We start from the raw sequence: 20,879 nt of genomic DNA, 5'->3' as shown, positions 1-20,879 counted from the left end.
TCCCACGCGACAGGTCACATATGGACGACGAATCGACCACGACGCTGGCGGACGTGACGGAGTCGGACGTCCGCGCCGCCTTCGAAGCGGGCGAGTACGTCGCCGAGGACGAGATCGTGACGACCGTCCTCCTGGCGTTGCGGCTGGAGAAGCCGCTGCTGGTCGAAGGGGAGCCGGGCGCCGGAAAGACGGAACTGGCCAAGGTCCTGGCCTCGCAGCTCGGGAGCGAACTGATACGGCTGCAGTGTTACGAGGGCCTGACCGCCGAACACGCTCTCTACGAGTGGAACTACACGAAGCAGTTGCTCGCGGTCCAGAGCGGGGACGACGCCGGCTCGTCGTCGTCGGTGTTCTCCGAGGATTACCTGCTGGAACGGCCCCTGCTGCGGGCGCTTCGTACCGACGCCGATCGGCCGCCGGTCTTGCTCGTCGACGAGATCGACCGCGCGGACGACGAGTTCGAAGCGCTGCTGCTGGAAGTGCTCTCGGACTATCAGGTCTCGGTCCCGGAGCTCGGGACGATCGCCGCCGATCGGCCGCCGATCGTGATCGTCACGTCCAACCGAACGCGAGCGTTGAGCGACGCGCTCAAGCGACGCTGCCTCTACCTGTACGTCCAGCCGCCGTCCGTCGAGAAGGAGACCGAAATTCTCCGCCGGCGGGTGCCCCGATTGAACGACGTCGTCGCCGAGGACCTCTGTGCGATGGCCGCCCGACTCCGCGAGGAGCCGCTTCGAAAACCCCCCGGCGCGGCCGAAACCGTCGACTGGGCTCGAGCGGTCGCGTCGCTGCGCGACGACGGCGACGAACCGCTCGAACGCGAAACGATCCGAAACACGCTCGGCTGCCTCCTGAAGGAAGGCGAAGACGTCGAGCGAGTCGACGAGGAGCTGGTGACCGAGCTGCTCGAGGCCGCCGAGCGGACGAGGGGTGGCTCGTGACCGGGAGCCGCCGCACGGACGCCGGCGACGTCGCCGACCACGTCCGGACGGAACTCGTCCGCTTCGTCCGCGCGCTCCGTCGCGGCGGCGCATCGGTTCCGGCCAACGCCGGGACGACAGCTGGCCGGGCCCTCGCCGAGATCGGGCTCGACGACCGCAGCCGTGTTCGGACGGCGCTGCGAGCCAGCCTCCTCACCGACAGCGACGATTTCGCGGCGTTCGATCGCCAGTTCGACACGTTCTGGCGGCGTCTCACGGCGGGGCTCGACGAGGAGCGGCCGACGGCGCAGCTCGACGACGCCCTTGCGGAACCGCTCTCGTCGCTCGACGATCCGACCGCGACCGAGAGCGACGGCGAGACGCCGGACGGGCGCGAGGGCGACGACCGCGGTACCGGCCGTTCGATCGTCGAGTCGTTCGCGTCGGCGATTTCTGAATCCAGCACGGGCGACGCCGGCGAGTCGGGCGCGACGGCGGCGTACAGCCCATCGGGATCGGCGACGACGGTCGGAAGCCGACGCTCGAGGGACGCGATCGGTCTCGGAGCCTCGTGTCGCGAACTGACTCGCGCGCTCGCCAACCGGCAGGGGCGGCGGTTCAGACGCGGAACCGACCGCGCCGACGTTCGCCGAGCGCTTCGAACGAGCGCGAACACCGGCGGCGTCGTCCTCACCGTTCCGAAGCGGGACCGCCGCCGGACCGCGGTCCGCGCGCTCCTGCTGGTCGACGTCAGTAAATCGGTTCTCGACACCGTCGATCGCGACTTTCTGATCGAGTTTCTCCGGCAGACCCACCGTCGGTGGCGGGACGCTCGCGCGTTCTTCTTCGACGAGGGGCTCCGGGAGGTGACCGACGCCGTCGACGCCCCGTCCGCGGCGGCCGCGCTCGAGGCGCTCGAGGCCGCGGAAACCGCCTGGGGCGGCGGAACGCGGATCGGACGGTCGCTCGAACAGCTCCGGACGACGGCGCCCGCCGCCGTGGATCGACACACCGTCGTGTTCGTCGTCAGCGACGGCCTCGAGCGGGGCGATATCGACGTCCTCGAGCGCGAGCTCGCGTGGATCGACCGCAGGGCCGACCGGGTGCTGTGGTTGAATCCGCTGGCGACGGCAGCGGCGTACGAACCGACCGCTCGCGGAATGGCCGCGGCGATGCCGTATCTCGACGGCCTGTTCGCGTTCGCCGGCCCGGACGACGTCGCCGAGCTGGCGCGCCAACTCCGCCGACGAGGAGCGGGCGGGCGGATCGGCTACGAGTACGATGTTCGAACGAACGGATCGAAATCACCCGAGACAAGTAACTCATGAGCACGAGCAACTGGAGTCTCCCCGAAACGGAGGTCTACGATCGAATACGAACGACGCTCGAGAACGACGCGGCGGCCGTCCTGGCGACGGTGATCGCGGTCGAGGGCAGCGCGTACCGGCGCCCGGGCGCGAAGATGCTCATCCGACCCGACGGCGGCGGCGCGGGGAGCATCACCGCCGGCTGCCTGGAGGACGAGGTTCGCTCGCTGGCCGCCGACGTACTGGCCGACGGCGAGCCCCGCGTCGAGAAGTGGGACCTGACCGGCGACGACGACGTCTGGGGGCTCGGGATCGGCTGTAACGGCGTGATAACCGTCCTGCTGGAACCGCTCGACGAATCGTACCGGCCCGCGGTCGACGCCCGACGCGCCGGCGACGCGATCGGCGTCGCGACCGTCGTCCGAACCGGGGGCGACGTCGACGTTGCCGTCGGCGATCGCGGCTACTATCGGCTGGACCGCGGCTTTCCCGACGATACTGCCCTCCCGACGCCGATAACCGAAAAGCTCGCTGAACCGGCGGCGGCGCTTGTTTCGAACGGGGCGAGCGAGACGCTGACCGTCGAGACCGACGGCGGGCGCGTCGAGGCGTTCGTCGACGGTGTGCGACCGCCCCCCGAACTCGTCGTCTTCGGCTCCGGCCACGACGTGGGGCCGGTCGTCGAGTTGGCGACCCGCGTCGACTTCCGCGTGACGGTCGTCTCGTTCCGCGGCGGGCAGGCCGAGGACGACCGGTTCCCTCGAGCGGACGCGGTCATGTCGGCCTCGCCGCGGGACGTGTCGACCCTTCGGGAGTGGACCGCGGACACCTACGCCGTCGTGATGACCCACAACTTCCTCGACGACCGCATCGCGCTGGCGCAGTTGCTGGAAACGCCGCTCGAGTACATCGGACTGATGGGGCCCCAAAAGCGGTTCGAGGAGATGCGCGAGGACTTCGCCGAGGAGGGGCGCCCGATCACCGACGCGGAGCTCGAGCGGATCTACACGCCGATCGGACTGAGCCTCGGCGGAGACACGCCCTACCAGATCGGGTTCAGCATTGTCGCGGAACTGCTGGCGGTCGCTCACGACCGAACGCCGCGACATCTCAGCCGACGGGCGGGTCCGATCCACGACCGACCGCCCCTCGAGGAGGGCTGATGGGGCGCACGGACGACTCCGACGACGCGACGTCCCGGTCCGATACCGGGTCGATGGGCGCCCGAAGGTGGGCCATCGCTGCAAACTTCCGGAAACCCGCGGACTACGGCATTCCGACCGCGCCGGCGGTTCCCACCGAGCGCTGCGCCGACGGCACCTTGATCGTCGTCGACCCCGACGACTCGAGGCGGGTGATGACGGTCGCGAATCCCGTCGCAGTGCGGAGATAGCAAGGACGAGTGCGAGTGTGAGTGTGGGAGACCGGGAAGATCCGGGAACGAGTCGGTTTTCGGACGGGCCGCGTTCTACCGAGGACGCTACCGGTCCGGGAGATCCGTTCGCCGATCCACGTCCGCCCGAACGCCCGGATCGCCGGTCTCGACGAGCGTCCCGTCGCAGCGGAGGATCTCCCGGCCGCCGACATCCCCCTCGAGGTCGGTGAGATCGCCGAAGTAGTCCGCGTCGAACAGGACGGGATTGCCGCGTTCGCCGTCGTACGCGGCAGCGAGCGCGTCGCCGGCGGCCGCGCGGTAGGCGTCGACGAGCGCCGCGACGGAGTCCGAATCGACGGACGGCATGTCGCCGAGCGAGATGACCGCTGCGGCGGCTTGATCCGAAATCGCGTCGATTCCTCGCCGGACGGAGGTCGACTGTCCCGCCCGGTAGTCCGGATTGTCGACGACCTCGACGGCGAGTCCCTCGAGCGCGTCGCGCACCGCGTCGCCCTCGTGGCCGACGACGGCGACGACCGGATCGACCGGTGCGTCGACGAGCGTTGCGGCGGCCCGCCGGACGATCGGCGTCCCGTCGACGGTCGCAAGCAGCTTGTTTCCGCCCTCGAACCGCGAGCTCGTCCCCGCAGCGAGGAGGACGCCGGCGACGCCCGTCGCGTCCGCGGTATCGGTCTCGTCGCGCTCCATGTCCGTTGATCCATACAGCGGGCTAAATTCCTTGTCCCGTTCCGAGCGGGCGATCGACGCGCTCAAAGTAGCTGTCCAATTGCAGGGGAACCCCTACGGAATCCGAACGGAACGCTGATCGTATGGCTACCGTCGAAACCGTCCTGTCGTCGATTTTCAGTACGATCCCGGAGCTCCACTCCGGCCAACTCGGGTTGCTCTCGGGGGTTCTCGTCGGGATTCTCTACTGGCACGGCTACCGGCGGGCGTCGCTCGGTCTTCTCACCGGGTTCTACCTGCTCGCGCTCGGGGTCGTCCCCGCGTCGACGAAAGGGCTCGCGGTGGTGCAGTCGAAGCCGTGGTACTTCTGTTCGCTCCTGATACTCACCGTCCTCGTCGCGATGGCCGCGCACGGCGTCTGGACGCGGGTCCCGTTCCCGAGTCGGTCTCGATCGCTGACCGAGGGCCGCGGGGACGTCTGACGGTCCCGTTCTCGGCGCCTCCGCCGAGGCCGAACCGCCCGCGGGACGGGCGACGAACGACGCGCGGATCTACTGCTCGCGAGTGACGGGGAGGCGGAACGAGACGCCCGCATCGCGGAGTCGCCACGCGACCTCGAGACCGGCCCAGGCGAGTCCCGACAGGAGTCCGATCGCGATGGCGGCGGCCTCGGCCTTGCCGACCCAGACGGGAGCGACGAAGATCAGCGCGTTGTAGATCCGGTGTGGAAGGATCGATTCGACGACGCCGCCGACGAGCGTGAACGGATCGACGCCGGACTCGCCGTTCTCGGCGGCGTTTCCGGTCGTCGTCCGCGACTCGAGGCCGAGTGCGGCCGCGCTGTGGCCGCCCGTGCTCTCGTCGCCGGTCTCGAGGCGTTCGGCCTCGTAGGGGAGCATCGACTCGACCTGCCAGACGATCGCGCCGGACTCGTTGACTTCCAGCACGCGGTTGCCGTGGGTGTCGGTGATCAGCGTGTTACCGTTCGGCAGGCGGTCGGCGTCGCGGGGCCACTGAATCCGCTCGTCGGCCCACTGCCACGTTCGCGTCCACTCCCCGTCCGCCCGCTGAAATTCCTTGATCTTACTGTTCTCGGAGTCGGCGACGAGGATCGCGGGTCCGCCGCGCGACTCGGGGATGTAATCGGGGTTGTGCTGTTCGTGCAGGACGTCGTAGTCGTTTTCGCTGCCGAGCGTCCAGTCCTCGAGCAGTCCCTCCTCGGGGTCGATGAAGACGACCTGATCCTGATTCCGGAGACTGACCATCACGTGGCCCGCGTGGACGCCCTCTTCGATGTACTCGACGTCGTTGATGTGCGTCCAGTCGTTGGGGAACGCGTGACCGCTCGCCAGCGAGAACTCGCTTTGGGCGTCCCAGAGCCACTCGACGATTTCCGTCTCGGTGTCGACGATGAACACCTGATCGGCGACGATGTCGGCGACGAGGACGTGGGTCTCGTTGATCCGGTCGGCGTCGTGCCACTCGGCGGCGGTCTCCCTGTAGTCGTAGCGCTCGTAGATCACCTCGACCTCGCCGGTCGAGAGGTTCGCGCGTTCGATGACGTTCCGAGCGCAGGGCGGATCGCCGCAGGTCGGCCCTTCGGTGTGGATCGTGTCCGTCGCCGCGTACTCGACGGTCATCTGCTTGTCCTCGACGGGGTCGACGTCGAAGTATTTCGTCCGCGAGTTGTTGTAGTAGACGACCTCGCCGTCGGGGGCGTACGCGGTGATCGTTCCGACCCGTCCCGACTCGGTGACGACCGTGTGATTCGCCGTCGACGGCGCCTCCGGCACGGCGTCCGCCGACGCCGTCGAAAGTCCGCCCGACGCCGCGCTGGCGACGACTGCGGCCGACAGCAGGAGCAGGGCCGCGAAGGCGGCCCGGAGGCGATTGCGCGTGAGTACCGATCGGACGGGGGCGATTGGCCGAACCAGTTGATCGATCATGGTCACTGTTGCGAGCGGCCACGCGGCCGTACGAGGTCTCATCACACCGTCGTCCCCCAAGAAAGACACGGGTCAAGCGCCGGGTACGAACGACCCGAACGGTCCGCGGACGGCGACGGCCGACCGTCTCGCGGGCACGCCTCGAGGCGGTTCGACGGCGTTCGAGGGAGCTTCGGCGGACCGGTTTCGTCGACGCTCGAGACTGCGACAACGTCGCCGCGGTATCGACCGCCTAGAAGGGTTGTTGCAGTCTCGGTAACTACCCAATAGACCAATAAGTATAGAACACGGACACGTTCGTGGACCCATGGATCTTCAAGAATTCACGGAAGCTAACGCCCCGATCGACGACGGAGACGGATTCCAGAAGGAGAACAACCGACTGCTCGATATCCCGGTCGACGGAACGGTGATGGTCAAAGCCGGCTCGATGATCGCCTACACCGGCGACATCACCTTCACGGGGAAATCGTCCGCGGAGGGCGGCATTACCGGCTTCGTCAAGGAGGCAGTGAGCGGCGAGGGGACGCCAATCATGGAGGCCGAAGGGAACGGCCACCTCTACGTCGCCGAGAACGGGAAGAAAGTGCAGGTGCTCGAACTCGACGACGGGGAGTCGATCTCGGTCAACGGGAACGATATCCTCGCGTTCGAGTCGAGCGTCGAGTACGAGGTCAACACCGTCAGCAGCCTTTCGGAGATGGCTGCCGGCGGGCTGACGAACGTCTACCTCAGCGGCCCGGGAGAGATCGCGCTCACGACCCACGGCGACCCGCTGGTGATGACGCCGCCGGTCCGTACCGATCCGGACGCGACCGTCGCGTGGAGCGCGAACCTCTCGCCGTCCATCGAGACGAACAAGATGATCGAAATCGGGCAGACGTCCGGCGAATCGATACAGATGGAGTTTACCGGCTCCGAGGGCTTCGTCGTCATCCAGCCCAACGAGGAGGGATCCGTGACGCAGAGCCAGAATCAGTAGCCGAGGGGACACACAAACCGCCGCTACCGCCGCGTTTGGATCGCCGCCAAACGCGAACGTCGTTTCCGGGTCGCCCCGCGGTCTGGCGGAGGAGGCCAGTCGGCGGACCACCGGCAGCGAGGCTCGTCGCACCGAGACGAGCGGCGTTCGATTCCGCCGGTCGATACGGCAACGGACACCGTTGTCGACGTCCGGGAAGCCGGGCGAGACCGAGTCGGAGTTCCACAATTCTCATGGTTGCAGCCTTCTAAGGGACAATAGTGTCTACGTGGAACCGTGCTCTCGCCGGTGTTGGCGGACGGCGCATAGTCATCGCTCTCGGGGTGCTCTATGTCGCACTCGCCACGGGGCGGGCGTTCGTTCGGCTCACTGCGGGGGTTCCGGTGGAGAACGTCCTCATCAACTCGGTGTTGATCGCCGGGCCCGGGTTCGTCCTCATCTACTGCGGGTATCAACTGCCCACGTTCGACATCCACGACGAATTCTACGCGTCCGTTGCCGGCTGGTGTCTCAGTGGATTCGGCGTGATGCTCGGAGTCCTCGCCCTGTACAGTCTCCAACCGGGCGAGAGCGTCGACGACCCGTTAGCGGTTTTCATCCTGACGGCGCTCGCCACGGTTGCGGGTCTCGCCGCCGGCATCCACGATGCGAAAGCCAAAACCAGGACGCGGGAGCTCGAGTCCCGAAACCGGGCCCTCGAGGACGCACGGTCGGAACTCGAGGACACCGTACAACGCCTCGAAGAGGCGAACATCCAGCTCGCGGAGTCGAACGAGCGCCTCGAACACTATCGAGAATACACGGGGCAGGTGTTGAACGCCATCCACGACGTCTTCTACGTGCTCGAGGACGACGGGACGGTTCAACGGTGGAACGAGACCCTCTGCGAGGTGACCGGCTACTCGGACGCGGAAATCGAGTCGATGAACGCCGTCGACTTCGTCGCCGACGACGAGCAGGCGCGGATCGCGGACGCGATCATGGACGGATTCGAATCGGGGGGCCTCCAGCTCGAAACGGACCTGATCACCAAGGACGGGGAGGCCATTCCGTACGAGTTCGCCGCGTCGACGCTCGAGACGCCCGACGGCGAGGTGGTGCTCGCGGGAATCGGGCGCGACATCTCCGAGCGCAAGGAGCGCGAACGCGAACTCGAGCGCCGGGCCGTCCAGCAGCAAGTCGTCGCGGATCTCGGTCAGCTCGCCCTCGAGACCGACGACCTCGACGAGCTCATGCGCGAAGCGGCCCGCCAGGTGGCCGACGTCCTCGACAACGAGTACTGCAAGGTACTCGACCTCGACACCGAGAGCGAGGAGCTCCTGCTTCGACAGGGCGTCGGCTGGCAGGACGGGATCGTCGGTGACGCGACGGTGTCGGCCGTCGAATCGGACTCGCAGGCCGCGTACACCCTCGCGAGCGATCAGCCGATCGTCGTCGAAGATCTCGAGACGGAGACGCGGTTTAGCGGCCCCGCTTTGCTGCGGAACCACGACGTTCGGAGCGGTATCAGCACCATCATCGGTCCGATCGACGAGCCGTGGGGCATCCTCGGCACCCACGACACCGAGCGCAAAACGTTCACCGAGGAGGACGTCAACTTCGTGCAGAGCGTCGCCAACGTCCTCGCCGAAGCGATCGAGCGCCAGCAGTATCAAACGGAGCTCGAACGGCTGATCGCCGACCTCGAAGAGTCCAACGAGCGGCTGGAACAGTTCGCCTACGCCGCCTCCCACGACCTCCAAGAGCCCCTGCGGATGGTTTCCAGTTACCTTCAGCTGATCGAGCGACGGTACGGTGACCAACTCGACGAGGACGGCGAGGAGTTCCTCGAGTTCGCCGTCGACGGCGCCGACCGGATGCGGGAGATGATCGACGGGCTACTGCAGTACTCGCGGGTCGAGATGCGGGGCGATCCGTTCGAACCGGTCGAACTGGAGGCCGTCCTTGACGACGTGTGCGAGAATCTCCAGGTGAAGATCGAGGAATACGACGCCGAGATCGCGGCCGAGTCGCTCCCGCGCGTCGAAGGCGACGAAGGGCAGTTGCGGCAGGTGTTCCAGAACCTGCTCTCGAACGCGATCGAGTACAGCGGCGACGAGCCGCCGCGGATCCGCATCTCCGCGGAACGCCGAGGACAGCGGTGGAAGGTGTCCGTCGCCGACAACGGCATCGGCATCGATCCGGACGATCAAGAGCGCATCTTCGAAGTCTTCCAGCGACTCCACGACCGCGAGGAGCATCCCGGGACCGGAATCGGCCTCGCGCTGTGCGAGCGGATCATCGAACGCCACGGCGGGGAGATCTGGGTCGACTCCGAACCCGGGGAGGGAACGACGTTCTCGTTCACGTTGCCGGCAGTCGAGACCGTCTCCGACGACTGGACGCCCGGACTGGGCTCGAGCGACTATCCCGTTCACAGGGGATAACTGGAACTGGACCGGAGCAGTCGTCTCCGCGCCATCGCCCGCTCGCGATACTAGATCGGTATCGGTACGGATCGGCGTATCGCCTCGTCGTTTCTCCGTCGGTTCTCATCCGTCGTTCGTACCCGATACAAATGTCGAAATGTCGTTGAACGGTCCTGTTTAGGAGACGGACCCTCGAGTGAGGAGTATGAACCTCAGCAAAGGGTACCTGCTGGTCCTCGTCGGGGTCCTCCTCGCGTTATCGGTGGTGCTGGTCGCGCCGTTTTACCAGTACGTCCTCGGTGCCGTACTCATCGCGTACGCGCTGTACCCGCTCCAGCTCCGTCTCGAGGAGTACACGTCGCCGATGGTCGCGGCGCTCTCTCTGGTGGGGCTGACCGTCGGCGGATTCGCCGCACCGTTCGTGGTGGTCGTTGCGTCCATCAGCGGCGATGCGACGCGTATCCTTCAGGACCTCGAGAACGAATCGCTTCAATTCGGGAGGGTCGAATCCGCTATCGAGGAATACACCGGACGAGATATCGACGTCGCCGGCGAACTCGTCACCTCGGGCGAGCAGGTGAGTACGATCGTCGTCGAGCAGTCGGTGGCGGCGTTCAACTCGATCACCCATTTCGTGATCGGTACCGTGCTGGGACTTTTTCTCCTCTACTACTTGCTCAAAAAGGGAGGTGACCTCCTCGACTGGCTGTATCGAACGGTCCCCCTCCCGACGGAGATTCAGCGATCCCTCTACGCCGAGATCGGCGACATGATGTGGGGCGTTCTCTTCGGGCACGTCTTCGTCGCCATCGTCCAGGGAGGCGTCGCCGGGATCGGGTTGTTCGCGACCGGCATCCCCAACGCGGCGTTCTGGACGGTCGTCATGATGGTCTTTGCGATGGTTCCGCTGATCGGTGCGATCCCCATCTGGGGCGGCGCTGTCGCGTATCTGTTCCTGTCGAACGAGTTGTTGCTCGCCGCCGCGCTGTTCGTCTACTGCGTCATCGTGGTCGGACTGACCGACGATTATCTCCGCCCGTTCGCCGTCGAGCGATACGCCGAACTCAACCCCGCCGTCATCCTCCTGGGCATCCTCGGCGGCGCGTACGCGTTCGGGATCATGGGGCTGTTCTTCGGACCCATGATTCTCGGCGCCCTGAAATCAGCGCTGCGCGTCGTTTCCGAGAACTGGGATCGACTCGAGGAGGCGTAGCGGAGTTGGCCGCTCGGTCGTCACGGGGGCTCTTGCAGGGGATCTACGAACGATCAGATGCAGACTCCCGTCACCCTAAACCAGCCGCTATCGGGTCGCCGCCACTTGGACGCCAAACCGCTTCGGCACCACGAGGGCCTCGAGGCGCCCCGCGGACGGCTACGCGCGCTTTTTCTCCGGATCGACGCCCTGTGGGTGGTACTCCCAGAAGTCGCCGGCGCGCATCGCATTCCCGACGGCTTTGTGCATATCGACCATCGTCTCGAACTCCGCTGGGTCGACGTACTCGAAGATCTCACGCAGCGGGACGACCCGCTCGTAGTTAATCCGGATCGGGTCGTCGCCGTACTCCGCGACGAACTCGTCGCGGTCGAGCGGAAAATCCTCGTCCTCGTCGACCTTCTTGGCGATGATCGCCATGTCGTACTTGCGCATTCCCTCGCTCCCTTCCGCTCCGTCGGGATCGTGTGGCCAGTCCATGGGAGACGTAGGAGAGAGGATCGCAAAAGGGTATCCGCCGTCCGATCGTCTCACAGCGGTTCCGCTCTACAGGGCAGATCAACGATCAGTAGAGCGCCCTATCGTGAGACGTGATAGCGCGAAGCTTACAAGCACTGCGGGACTATATCAATCATGAGACTGACCGAGTTCCTCCGAACCGCCGATCGACGCGGAGCTGTCGTCCGCACGTACGACTACGATGACGGCGAGCACCTCATCGTGGTCGATTTCGGTCACGCGACCGACGACATAGAGATTGACACCGTCGGAGACACGGCAATCGTCGTCGTCGGCGACCGCCAACTCGAGTTCGATCTTCCCGCCGACGTGAGCGAGATCTCGATCAAAAACGGCGTCCTTACTATCGCAGAATAGGTCGAGGGCGGGTGAGTTATGTCACGCTGAGCAGAACAGAAATCAATTCTAAGCGACTGATGACTCTTTCACAGTGTCTGATACCCGGCATTAGACGGCTATCTGACTATTTGTGTTGAGTCCCAAGTGAGCATGATGACGCGGGATAATCAAGTCTCTCGACGGCGAATGCTCAAGTTGACAGGTGCAGCGACATCGACGGCAGTCGTAGCAGGTTGTGGTGGAAACGGCGGTAATGGAAACGGCGGTAATGGAAACGGTGCCGACGGAAACGAAACCGGTGGCAACGGAAACGAAACCGGCGGCAGCGAGACCGGCGGCGCCGAGGGAATCGAAATTTCTCCCGATCAGGACATCAGATTCGAGGGAGTGACGAGCGGTTGGGTCGGGCTCCAGCCGTCCGCGATCGAGGGCGAGGAGAACCCGACGCTCATTCTCGAGGCCGGCGAGAACTACTCGATCGGCTGGACGGAAGGCGACGGTGCCGCCCACAATCTGCAACTGCGCAATGACGACGGTGAAGTCGTCCAAGACTACACGACCGGCGACCCCGTCTCGGACCCGGGGAACGACGAGATCTTCGAGTTCCAAGCGCAGGACGTGATAACCCTCTACCGCTGTGAGCCTCATCCGCAGATGCAAGGCGAAATCCAGATTCAAGGCACAGCTAACGATGGCGGTGGCAACGAGACCGCCGGCAACGAAACCGGCAACGAGACTGCCACTAACGAGACTGCCACCAACGAGACCTCCGGCAACGAAACTGGCAACGAAACCGGCAATCAGACCGGCTAACAGCGACACTTCTGGCCGTTCTCGGTACGTGTCGTGGTCTCGGTGCAGCGTACTTCTGGAATCGGCGTATTGGAGTCAACTACCCTTGGAAGGCAGGGCCACGGCTACTTTGTCGCGGTTACAGACAGCGGTATGAGACGACTGTTCATGGAAACAGAGCCGGGGCAGGTTGTGATGACACGAGAGATGGCGGCGGTGATTTTCCATCGTGCCCCGGCAGCAAATCCCACTACCTCGCCGTCAATAGTTCGAACATCCGCAAAAGCAAGGTCCTTTCGACAGGGGTAGATTACCGGCGAGCAAGACCGTTCTCGGATCCGGTCTATGATACGGTTCGGTAGGGCTCGATGGCTGAATCGACAGCCCTTCACTCTGAGTTGTCGACTGCGAGTACCAATGCGCAAACGGGCACTGCCGTTTCCGTGGAGAGACGGAATGTGCTGCCGTCCGATACTTCCATTACTGCGTAGCGACAAGTTCGGACGATTCCCGCATGGAGACCGAGACAGCGTTCCGTGAAGTACAGCAGTTTCGCCAGCCCTGGCTCTGGACGGTTCTCGGGGGCGTCGCGGTTCTCATGCTCGTGTTGGGGCCTCTCGCGTGGGGTGGCCTCGTCGTCGTCGGAGCCGTCGCCGCCCTCCTCTACGGGCTGCGTCTCGAGACCGAGGTCAGAACCGACGGGATCTACCTCAGGATGTGGCCGCTGCACCGGTCGTTCCGTCGAATCAGTTGGTCGGAGATCGATCGATACGAAGCCAGACGGTACGGACCGATTCGGGAGTTCGGCGGCTGGGGAATCCGCTGGGCGCCCGGGAAGATCGCGTACAACGTCAGCGGCGATCGGGGCGTCTGGATCGAACGCTCGGACGACCGCTCGCTGCTCGTCGGATCGCAACGCCCCGCAGAGTTCGTGGAGGCGATCGACGAGGTCGCCGAACGCCACCGATAGCGCGGTACGAGACTGCGGGCGCTCTCGCGCTCGAACGCCACCTCCACGCAGGGCGAGTGCTCGTCCGGTAGCGGCAGCGTCCGGCGCTATCGTCCGGGTCAGCAGCAGCACAGGCGGTCGATCTCCGCACCGATACCTCGCCTGCGATCTGAATGGGATCGGTCGGGACGACCGCTGACGACGCGGCTCCGTCGCGGCCTTCGTATGGACGCCGCCGTCTTATGCTCCGCCGGTCCGAACGACGGGCAACGATGCGCGTCCTCCTGCTCCCCGAACTGTACCGGCCCGACAACGCGCTGGCGAACGGAACGCTCAACGACCTCCGAACGCTCGTCGACCGGTGGCTGGCCGCCGACCCGTCGCTGCACGTCTACTGGTTGCTCCCCCCGCGGGGGGACGCGGACTACGAGGCGGCAGACGTGCTGGCGGACCGCGAACGGGTCACGCTGCTCGAGGCCCCGACGTTCATGGACGACCACCGCCTCGCCGATTCGTTCGTCGAGACGGGCGCCACCGAGGCGCAGTTCCGGGCGATCGAGGAGGGAATCTATGAGGCGGGGGCGTACGTCGACATCGTCGTCGACCAGCGCGTGACCGGCCGGTACGACCTCTACAAGTGGCTGCTGGAGCTCGGCGGGTACGACGCGGCCGACGTCCGGCCGGTGAGACTGATCGCGAACGTCCACGACCTGCGGCTCCCGTTCAAACGACACGGCCGAGAGTATCCGAACGACGCGCCGATGAAGGTCGAGATCGGTGCCGCGTCGTTCGCCGACCGGCTGTGGTTCAAGGCCGGCGTCGACGCGCATCGGATGCGCGAGTACGGCCGGGAGTACTTTCAGGAGGACCTTCTGGACGAGTTGCTCGAGGACGCCGTCGAGACGGGGAGCCCGATCGACTTCTCGCGGTTCGACGAGACGTACGCCGAGACGCCGACGGTGCTTCACGTGGCCGGATCGGGGTGGGGGAAGAAGAACGTCGACGACGTCCTCGAGGTCGGTCGGCGGTTGTACGACGAGTACGGGATTCGGACGGTGATGACGAACATGGATCCGATCGTCGAGGGGTTCAAAGAGCGGGAGTTCGTCGACGCCTATCCCGAGGCCAGCGAGGAGACCTACGAGCGCGCGCTGCGGACGGGCGATCTGACGGTCTGTGCGAGCGACCACGAGACGATGGCCCGCACGTGGTTCGAGCAGGCCGCGAGCGGCCAGGTCCTGATCGCTCGCGACCGCCCGTGGCTGTTCGATTGCGTCCCGGAGGATTACCGGCTCGCGGGGTCGCTCGAGGACCTGGGTGACCTCGCGGCGTGGGCGGTCGAACACTGGGACGAGGCGGTCGCCGAGAACCGCCGCATGCTCGAGCGCGTCCGCGAGGTGCGCAGTCCCGAGCGCTGCGGCCGGCGAACCTACGAGGACCTGCGCGAGCACGTCGACGAGCGGATTGACTCGTTCGATCCGGCCGAGTACGCGGGCCCGATCGAGGCGGCGCTCTCGGAGGCGACGGGAGGTACCGCGAAAGCGATCGAACTCCCCGACCTGATCGACCGGACGGCCGACCATACCGAGGACGGCGACCCGATCACCGACCGCGAGTCGGTCGCTCGGACCGACGTCGTCTACGCGCTGCGAGCGCTCGGCTACGAGGACACCGGGAGCGCCGGCGCGCCGGTCTTCGAGCGCCGTCGGTCCGCTGATCGGGGGTCGTTGGAGGACGTGGCCGCGGAGTAACGCGGTGGACCGACGGCACGATCGCTCGGGTCGCTGGAGGTCGACGCTCCCGGAAGTGCGACGCGCGAGGCCGGCCGAATCGGACGGACGCGGGTCAGGCGGCGTTCGCGCTCGCGTCGAGTTCGTCGGGCCGGTCCCAGACCTCGTAGAACGGGCTCTCGAGGCGCTGCAGGTCCGTCCGCACCGCCGTCGGGTCGTAGGGGACCGATCGCAGGTCGAACGCGCCGTCCTCGAAGACGGCGTAGCGGGCTCGGTCCACCGGCCAGCCCGGTCGCTGGAGGCCCACGCTCCCGGGGTTGACGAAGGTCGTTCCCGCGACGGTCGCCTCGTACGGATAGTGGGAGTGACCGTGGACGATCACGTCCTCGTCGAACGTGGCGGCGACCGTCTCGAACAGGACGCGGTCGTCCGCGGGGGTCGACCGGGTCGACCAGACACCGTCGTAGTCGTCGGGTCGCGGGAAATCTCCGTGGTGCAGTCGGACGGCCCGATCGCCGAACGCCATCGACGTCGTTCGATCGAGGTCGGTCAGAAACTCGCGGCTCTCCTCGGAGAGCCGGGCGTAGGTCCACTCCTTCCAGTCTGCGTGCGGATCGTCGCGCAGCGCGGCCGGATCGGCCGCGCGGAGGACGTCCCGATCGTGATTGCCGCGAACGGCGGCGGCGAGATCGAGGCCGCAGAGGCGCTCGCAGACGGCCTCCGGATGCGGCCCGTTGTCGACGGCGTCGCCGAGGAAGACGACCGCGTCGCGGTCCGGTTCCGCGTCGAGGACGGCCTCGAGGGCGGGGGCGTTCGCGTGGACGTCCGAGACGATGAGCGCGTTGGACACATCCGCGGAAGGGGCGGCTCGGTGTAAAGCGTTACTCCGCGAGGGCCGGTCTTCGACGGCGCGGGCCCATCTCGCTGTCCTGACGGATCACTCGAGATATTCCCGGACGAACGCCCGGTGGACGGCGGCCCGCTCGTCGCGGACCGCCTCGGCGGCGTTGGCGTACCAGTCCGGGAGACACGCCATCGCGTTCAGCCGGTGGCAGAGGTGGTAGACGCGCTTCCGCTCGCGGAAGTCCGCGGGACGGTCGTCGCCGTGCGCGCGATAGGCCGTGAAGAACGCGTTTCGCAGTCGCCGCCGGCGGACGACGTCCTGGGTCTGCCAGTTGATGTTGTGGTCCGCCACCGTCGCGAGGTTGTAGACGGGGTCGCCCGCGACCAGGTCGACCCAGTCGAGCACCGCCGTCGTCCGCCCCGTTTCGGGCTCGAGCAGGAGGTTTCCGAGGCGGTAGTCCCAGTGGACGAGCGCGGGAGCGTCCGGATCGTCGATCTCCGGCACCGTCTCGCGGACGTACTCGCGAAGCGCCGGCACGAGGTCGTCGAACCGACTCCCCTCCAGTCCCGAGAGGGTGTCCTCCGCGTCGGCGAGCAGCCAGTCGCTCCACCGGTCCGTCCCGCCGAGCCCGTCGTCGACCACGGCGAGCTCGCCGCCGTCGACGCCGACCCGGCCGAACCGCTCGAAGGACGGTCGAACCGAGTGCAGCTCCGCGAGGTGGCGCCCCGCCTGGGCGAACACGCGCTCGAGCGCGGCCGTCGAGAGGTCGTCGAAGCGGTTCGCCCCGTTCTCGCCGGGGAGGCGTTCGGCGACGAAGAACGGCGCCGGAAGCGTCGGATGGTCGTCGACGTATCCGACGACCTCGGGCACCGGAATCGCCGTCTCGGCCGCCAGCCGCTCGAGGAGACGCGGTTCGGCGCGGGCGACGGCCGGTGAGACGACGCCGCCGGTGAACGCTTTCACGACTACGTCGCGGGACCCGTCCGGCGTGTCGACGGTCAAAAAGTGGACGGCGGCCGATCCCTCGTCGCTCGGCCGGACCCGTTCGACCGACCACGTGGGTTCGACGGCGGCGACCATCCGCTCGAGGTCGCTCCGCTCGACTGTCGGAGTCACGGCGGCGGTAGCGGCCCGACGGGCGTAACCGTTCGGCCGGCGCTCGCGGTGGGTCGACGGAGGCGACGGAGGCTGATTGAGGACGGAGCCGACTATCGCCGTCTCACCGCGCGCCGCTCAGTCCCCTGCGGCCAGCCCCGCATCGTCGCTCGCCTCCGCCGCGCCGACGCCGTCGTCCGCCCACGCCGCGCCGAGCGTCCAGCTATCGGCGGTCGCGGCGTCGACGCCGGCCGCCCGGAGTCGCTCGCAGGTCGCCGCGTCGTCGACGCCCCAGGCGACGACGGTCATGTCGGCCGCTCGAGCGCGCTCGAGCACGTCGGTCTCCAGACACTGGTTCGCGTGCGGATGGAGGTACTCGCAGTCGAATTCGCGCGCCGTTTCAAGTCCCCCGTCGACGCCCACGCGGTGGTCGAACAGGTAGCCGAGCGCGGCGTCGGGAGCGACGTCCCGCGCTTCCGCTAACGCGTCGGGGAGAAACGAGGTGAACCGAGCGTCCGCGTCGGCGTCGTCGGCGGCGGCCACCGCGTCCGCGGCGATTCCGGTCTCCTTGAGTTCGGCCTGAACGGCCACGTCGTCGGGGACGGCATCCAGGGCCTCCGAGAGCAACGGAATCCGCTCGCCGGACTCGAGGACGGTCAGGTCGCGCAGATCGGCCCAGTCCAGCTCCGCGACGGCGCCGACGCCGTCCGTGACCCTGTCCACGCGCTCGTCGTGGACGACGACCAGTTCGCCGGACCGACACCGGCGCACGTCGAACTCGACGGCGGGGAGGCGTCGGGCGGCGCGTTCGATCGCGAGAAGCGTGTTTTCGGGAAACTCGTCGGAACACCCGCGGTGGGCGATGAGGTCCATTCTGTGCCGGGGAGCGGGACCGATCGGTTATAGGCCTTCTGACTCCGCTCAGCGGCCGCCGAAAGACGGGCGCCGGCCGACCGACGATTCCTCGGCGTCGGCCAGCGGGAGCCGCTCTCGTGCCCGATCCACGTCTTCCGGACGGTTGAGCTCGAGGTGCGCGTCCGGAGAGACGAAGACCCGCTCGGTCGGCGTCTCGGGGTAGAGGCGGGGATACCAGTCGTCGGCGTTGCGGGCCAGCACCTCGATCGCGCGGTCCCGGTTTCGCGCGTCGACGACCCCGATCCCCGCGTGCCGGTAGCCGACGATCTCCCCGTAGTCGGTCACTTCCCCCGAGACGTCCGATCGGATCGCCGTGTGGTCGGTCTGCGCGCCGGGCAGACACCCCACGACGTTGCGCCCCGGTCCGGCCTCGCGGAATCGCCGCACCAGCCGCCGGACCGTACGCGGCGGCACCACCACGTCGCCGTTGAGGACGAGCGCGTCGTCGGCGGCGCGGAGTAACGCGCGCCGAAGCGACTCGGCGTTGTCGCACTCGTCCCAGTCGTCCACCACCACGGTATCGACCGGCAGCGGCCGCTCGTCCTCGTAACGGGCCTCGAGCGAGGCGAGGCGGTCGCGGGCCCGTTCGGCCTCGTAGCCGAGCACGACCGTCAGCTCGTCGACGAACGGCTCGAGCGCGGTCCGCTGGCGGTCGTACAGCGTCCGGCCGTCGACCTCGAGGAACGCCTTGGGGACGTCCGCCGTCAGGTCGCCCATCCGGCTTCCGCGACCCGCCGCGAGGATCACTCCGCGCACGACATCACCTCCGCGGCGGCGCGCTCGCTGGCCCGCCCGTCCATCGGCACGCCGAGATCCGAGCGGAACGCGGCCTCGCGCCGCCGAATCCGATCCGGATAGCCGTCCTCGTAGAGGGCGTCGATCGTCCGAAGCTCGAGGTCGTCGACGCTCGTCACGTGCCCGATCCGGGGGACCTCGTTCTCCTCGGAGACGATGTCGGTGAACTGGACGAGCGGCCGACCGCTGTGGAGCCACTCGGTGACGATGCCGGAGTAGTCAGAAAGCAGGATGTCCGACGCCAGCATGCTCGAGAGCGGCGTCTCGTTCGCGTCGAAGGTCACGTTCGGAATCTCGCCGATTCGGTCTCGGCACGCCTCGGTCAGCGACTTCCCGGGTTCCTCGTCGCGGTCGGCGGGGTGGGGCCGAAACAGGAGTTCGTAGTCGCTCCCCGCGAACAGATCGACGACCTCGCGGGCCGTGTTCAGGTACGATCCCCCGCCGTAGTTGTGATTGGTCGGCGCGTAGAGCACCCGTCGTTCGCGGGGCGGATCGGTCGCCACGAGCGCGTCCGCCTCAGGCACGCCGACGACGGACACGTCCACGTCGTCGGGATACACCTCCTCGTACCGGCTCGCCCAGTACTCGCCGGGGGCGAGCGCCGCGTCCACCGCCTCGCCGGTCATCTCGGCGGTCTCCTCGATCTCGCCCCGACCGATCGACGCGCCGTGTCGGACGTGAACCAGCGGGTACTCCTCGTGGAACTCGGCGTCGTTGGCCTTGTGGCGGTGGTTGTAGACGACGACGTCGGGGTCGATCCGTCGAACCTGTCGATCGATGGCGCCGACCTCGTCCACGCTCACCTCGGGAATCGTCTCGGACGCGTTCCGCGCGCCGACGTTCATCGGGACGTACGCCGATTCGGCGTCGATGTGATCGTCGATCGCTTCGAACGTCTTCGCCATGAAGGCGTGCTGGATAGCGTAGAGGACGGTAGTCATGTCGTGGTACCCCCCACCGGTCCGCGGAGCGGCGATTTTCCCCGCCATCTTCGCTCGCTCCGAGAACCAGCAGTAGCGAGTAACAGCGTAGACGCCTGACGCGCAAAAGCCGAGGGCATGCGAGCGCCGCGTCGTCTCAGCTGCCGCCGCGGACGACGTGGGTGTACTTCAACAGGCCGACGAACACGACGCCGCCGACCGCGTTCCCGGCCGTCGCCAGCGCGAGGAACGCGGCGTAGTCGAGGGGCGTCACCGACGGCGAGAGGATCAGGCCGAACAGGACTTCCACGTTCCCCGCGATGGAGTGTGGCAGGTGGAGAATGCCGATCGACGCGGTGACGAGCCACACGAACAGGAACCGACTCGAGGTCTCCTGCGCGGCGGCGACGAGCCAGGCCAACAGCCCCATCAGCCAGCCGGCGAAGATGCCGGCGACGAACAACCACTCGAGGTCGTGGTTGACGAGTTTGAGCGCGATGGCGGTGAACGCGTCGGCCGAGGCGACCCCGAGGCTCGGCATCAGGGTGACGACCAGCAGCGTGAACACCGCGCCGCCGAAGACGTTACTGGCGTAGACCAGCCCCCAGAGTCGGGCCAACTCTCGAACCGACGCCCGGCCGTCGAGCACCGGCATCACCGCGACGGTCGTGTGCTCGGTGAACAGTTCCGATCGGCCGATGACCACGAACACGAAGCCGACCGAGTAGGCGCTGGCCAGCAACAACTCCGTCCGGAGGTCGCCGTACCCGCCCGTCGAGAGGGTCAACACCACCGCCATCAGCAACGGGCCGAATCCGATGTCGAGGCCCGCCGAGAGCCCGGAGAGCACCAGCCCCGTCCGCTCGCGGCGGATCTCGTGTAAGCCGGTATCGATGAGCGAGCTGAGAATCTCCGTCGTCGGCGTCTGCTCGGTCACGATCGATCCGGCGGGCAGTTCGTCCGGATCGGCAGCGACGTCAGCGTCAGCGTCGACGTTGCCATCGGCGTCGGCGTCGCTGCCGACGTCGCTGCTCGACTCCGGCCGACGCTCGCTCACGGTACCACCCCCGACCGGCCGGCGGTTCCTCGAGCCGCCCGGACGACTCGATCGTCTCCCATAGTCGACTCAAACGGTGGCCGCGA

The 20,879-nt window shown here is 67.0% G+C and carries 21 protein-coding genes; 12 read left to right on the top strand and 9 right to left on the bottom strand.

Going from position 1 to position 20,879, the window contains the following annotated elements; genetic code table 11:
• Nucleotides 1-20 precede the first annotated feature (20 nt).
• From ACYQ26_RS06400 to ACYQ26_RS06385, 4 genes are read left to right on the top strand one after another with little or no spacing between them, the layout of a single operon-like run.
• On the top strand, nt 21-941 hold the full coding sequence (locus ACYQ26_RS06400; RefSeq protein WP_459808030.1) for an AAA family ATPase: 921 nt from the start codon (nt 21-23) through the stop codon (nt 939-941).
• Nucleotides 938-2,248, top strand: a complete 1,311-nt coding sequence (locus ACYQ26_RS06395) for a VWA domain-containing protein (protein WP_459808029.1) — start codon at nt 938-940, stop codon at nt 2,246-2,248. Before ACYQ26_RS06400 ends, ACYQ26_RS06395 begins: the two co-directional genes overlap by 4 nt.
• Nucleotides 2,245-3,390 carry an XdhC family protein gene (locus tag ACYQ26_RS06390; protein WP_459808028.1) on the top strand — a complete coding sequence of 382 codons (1,146 nt, stop codon included), beginning with the start codon at nt 2,245-2,247 and terminating at the stop codon, nt 3,388-3,390. Before ACYQ26_RS06395 ends, ACYQ26_RS06390 begins: the two co-directional genes overlap by 4 nt.
• Entirely contained in the window at nt 3,390-3,620 is a 231-nt protein-coding gene (locus ACYQ26_RS06385; RefSeq protein ID WP_459808027.1) for a hypothetical protein, read from the top strand. Before ACYQ26_RS06390 ends, ACYQ26_RS06385 begins: the two co-directional genes overlap by 1 nt.
• Nucleotides 3,621-3,707: 87 nt before the next feature.
• On the opposite strand, the gene ACYQ26_RS06380 is transcribed toward ACYQ26_RS06385, so the two are convergent.
• Nucleotides 3,708-4,310 (bottom strand): nucleotidyltransferase family protein, encoded by a 603-nt coding sequence (locus ACYQ26_RS06380; protein ID WP_459808026.1) that lies wholly within the window; start codon nt 4,308-4,310, stop codon nt 3,708-3,710.
• Nucleotides 4,311-4,432: 122 nt separating this feature from the next.
• Between ACYQ26_RS06380 and ACYQ26_RS06375 the strand changes: the two genes are divergently transcribed.
• Nucleotides 4,433-4,771 (top strand): hypothetical protein, encoded by a 339-nt coding sequence (locus ACYQ26_RS06375; protein ID WP_459808025.1) that lies wholly within the window; start codon nt 4,433-4,435, stop codon nt 4,769-4,771.
• A gap of 69 nt (nt 4,772-4,840) precedes the next feature.
• Here ACYQ26_RS06375 and ACYQ26_RS06370 read toward each other — a convergent pair whose 3' ends face one another.
• Entirely contained in the window at nt 4,841-6,235 is a 1,395-nt protein-coding gene (locus ACYQ26_RS06370) for an arylsulfotransferase family protein (RefSeq protein ID WP_459808024.1), read from the bottom strand.
• Between the two features lie 307 nt (nt 6,236-6,542).
• Between ACYQ26_RS06370 and ACYQ26_RS06365 the strand changes: the two genes are divergently transcribed.
• From ACYQ26_RS06365 to ACYQ26_RS06355, 3 genes are all read left to right on the top strand, one after another.
• Nucleotides 6,543-7,217, top strand: coding sequence for an AIM24 family protein (locus tag ACYQ26_RS06365; RefSeq protein WP_459808023.1), 675 nt, complete (start codon nt 6,543-6,545; stop codon nt 7,215-7,217).
• Nucleotides 7,218-7,477: 260 nt separating this feature from the next.
• On the top strand, nt 7,478-9,643 hold the full coding sequence (locus ACYQ26_RS06360; protein WP_459808022.1) for an ATP-binding protein: 2,166 nt from the start codon (nt 7,478-7,480) through the stop codon (nt 9,641-9,643).
• Between the two features lie 187 nt (nt 9,644-9,830).
• Nucleotides 9,831-10,838 (top strand): AI-2E family transporter, encoded by a 1,008-nt coding sequence (locus tag ACYQ26_RS06355; RefSeq protein WP_459808021.1) that lies wholly within the window; start codon nt 9,831-9,833, stop codon nt 10,836-10,838.
• 159 nt (nt 10,839-10,997) lie between these two features.
• Here ACYQ26_RS06355 and ACYQ26_RS06350 read toward each other — a convergent pair whose 3' ends face one another.
• The gene (locus tag ACYQ26_RS06350; protein ID WP_459808020.1) at nt 10,998-11,318 is read right to left on the bottom strand and encodes a DUF5785 family protein; all 321 of its coding nucleotides are present in this window, start codon (nt 11,316-11,318) and stop codon (nt 10,998-11,000) included.
• Nucleotides 11,319-11,471: 153 nt separating this feature from the next.
• Between ACYQ26_RS06350 and ACYQ26_RS06345 the strand changes: the two genes are divergently transcribed.
• The 4 genes from ACYQ26_RS06345 to ACYQ26_RS06330 all read left to right on the top strand — a co-directional run bounded on the left by ACYQ26_RS06345 (nt 11,472) and on the right by ACYQ26_RS06330 (nt 15,188).
• On the top strand, nt 11,472-11,714 hold the full coding sequence (locus tag ACYQ26_RS06345) for a DUF7127 family protein (protein WP_459808019.1): 243 nt from the start codon (nt 11,472-11,474) through the stop codon (nt 11,712-11,714).
• 168 nt (nt 11,715-11,882) lie between these two features.
• Complete coding sequence (locus ACYQ26_RS06340; protein ID WP_459808018.1) at nt 11,883-12,509, top strand: plastocyanin/azurin family copper-binding protein; 627 nt, start codon at nt 11,883-11,885, stop codon at nt 12,507-12,509.
• Between the two features lie 493 nt (nt 12,510-13,002).
• Nucleotides 13,003-13,458, top strand: coding sequence for a DUF6141 family protein (locus tag ACYQ26_RS06335; RefSeq protein WP_459808017.1), 456 nt, complete (start codon nt 13,003-13,005; stop codon nt 13,456-13,458).
• Nucleotides 13,459-13,709: 251 nt separating this feature from the next.
• Entirely contained in the window at nt 13,710-15,188 is a 1,479-nt protein-coding gene (locus ACYQ26_RS06330; protein ID WP_459808016.1) for a glycosyltransferase family 1 protein, read from the top strand.
• A gap of 94 nt (nt 15,189-15,282) precedes the next feature.
• On the opposite strand, the gene ACYQ26_RS06325 is transcribed toward ACYQ26_RS06330, so the two are convergent.
• The 6 genes from ACYQ26_RS06325 to ACYQ26_RS06300 all read right to left on the bottom strand — a co-directional run bounded on the left by ACYQ26_RS06325 (nt 15,283) and on the right by ACYQ26_RS06300 (nt 20,691).
• Entirely contained in the window at nt 15,283-16,017 is a 735-nt protein-coding gene (locus ACYQ26_RS06325; protein WP_459808015.1) for a metallophosphoesterase family protein, read from the bottom strand.
• Nucleotides 16,018-16,104: 87 nt separating this feature from the next.
• On the bottom strand, nt 16,105-17,127 hold the full coding sequence (locus tag ACYQ26_RS06320) for a phosphotransferase family protein (protein WP_459808014.1): 1,023 nt from the start codon (nt 17,125-17,127) through the stop codon (nt 16,105-16,107).
• 117 nt (nt 17,128-17,244) lie between these two features.
• Nucleotides 17,245-17,979, bottom strand: coding sequence for a glycerophosphodiester phosphodiesterase (locus tag ACYQ26_RS06315; protein WP_459808013.1), 735 nt, complete (start codon nt 17,977-17,979; stop codon nt 17,245-17,247).
• Nucleotides 17,980-18,027: 48 nt separating this feature from the next.
• Nucleotides 18,028-18,777, bottom strand: a complete 750-nt coding sequence (locus ACYQ26_RS06310) for an NTP transferase domain-containing protein (RefSeq protein WP_459808012.1) — start codon at nt 18,775-18,777, stop codon at nt 18,028-18,030.
• On the bottom strand, nt 18,765-19,757 hold the full coding sequence (locus ACYQ26_RS06305; RefSeq protein WP_459808011.1) for a CDP-glycerol glycerophosphotransferase family protein: 993 nt from the start codon (nt 19,755-19,757) through the stop codon (nt 18,765-18,767). Before ACYQ26_RS06305 ends, ACYQ26_RS06310 begins: the two co-directional genes overlap by 13 nt.
• A 136-nt stretch (nt 19,758-19,893) precedes the next feature.
• Entirely contained in the window at nt 19,894-20,691 is a 798-nt protein-coding gene (locus ACYQ26_RS06300) for a formate/nitrite transporter family protein (RefSeq protein WP_459808289.1), read from the bottom strand.
• Nucleotides 20,692-20,879: the final 188 nt, after the last annotated feature.

This window comes from Halopiger thermotolerans, assembly GCF_054654555.1.
Note: the sequence above shows the minus strand (reverse complement) of the source record. Positions and strands in the feature narration are given on the sequence as shown.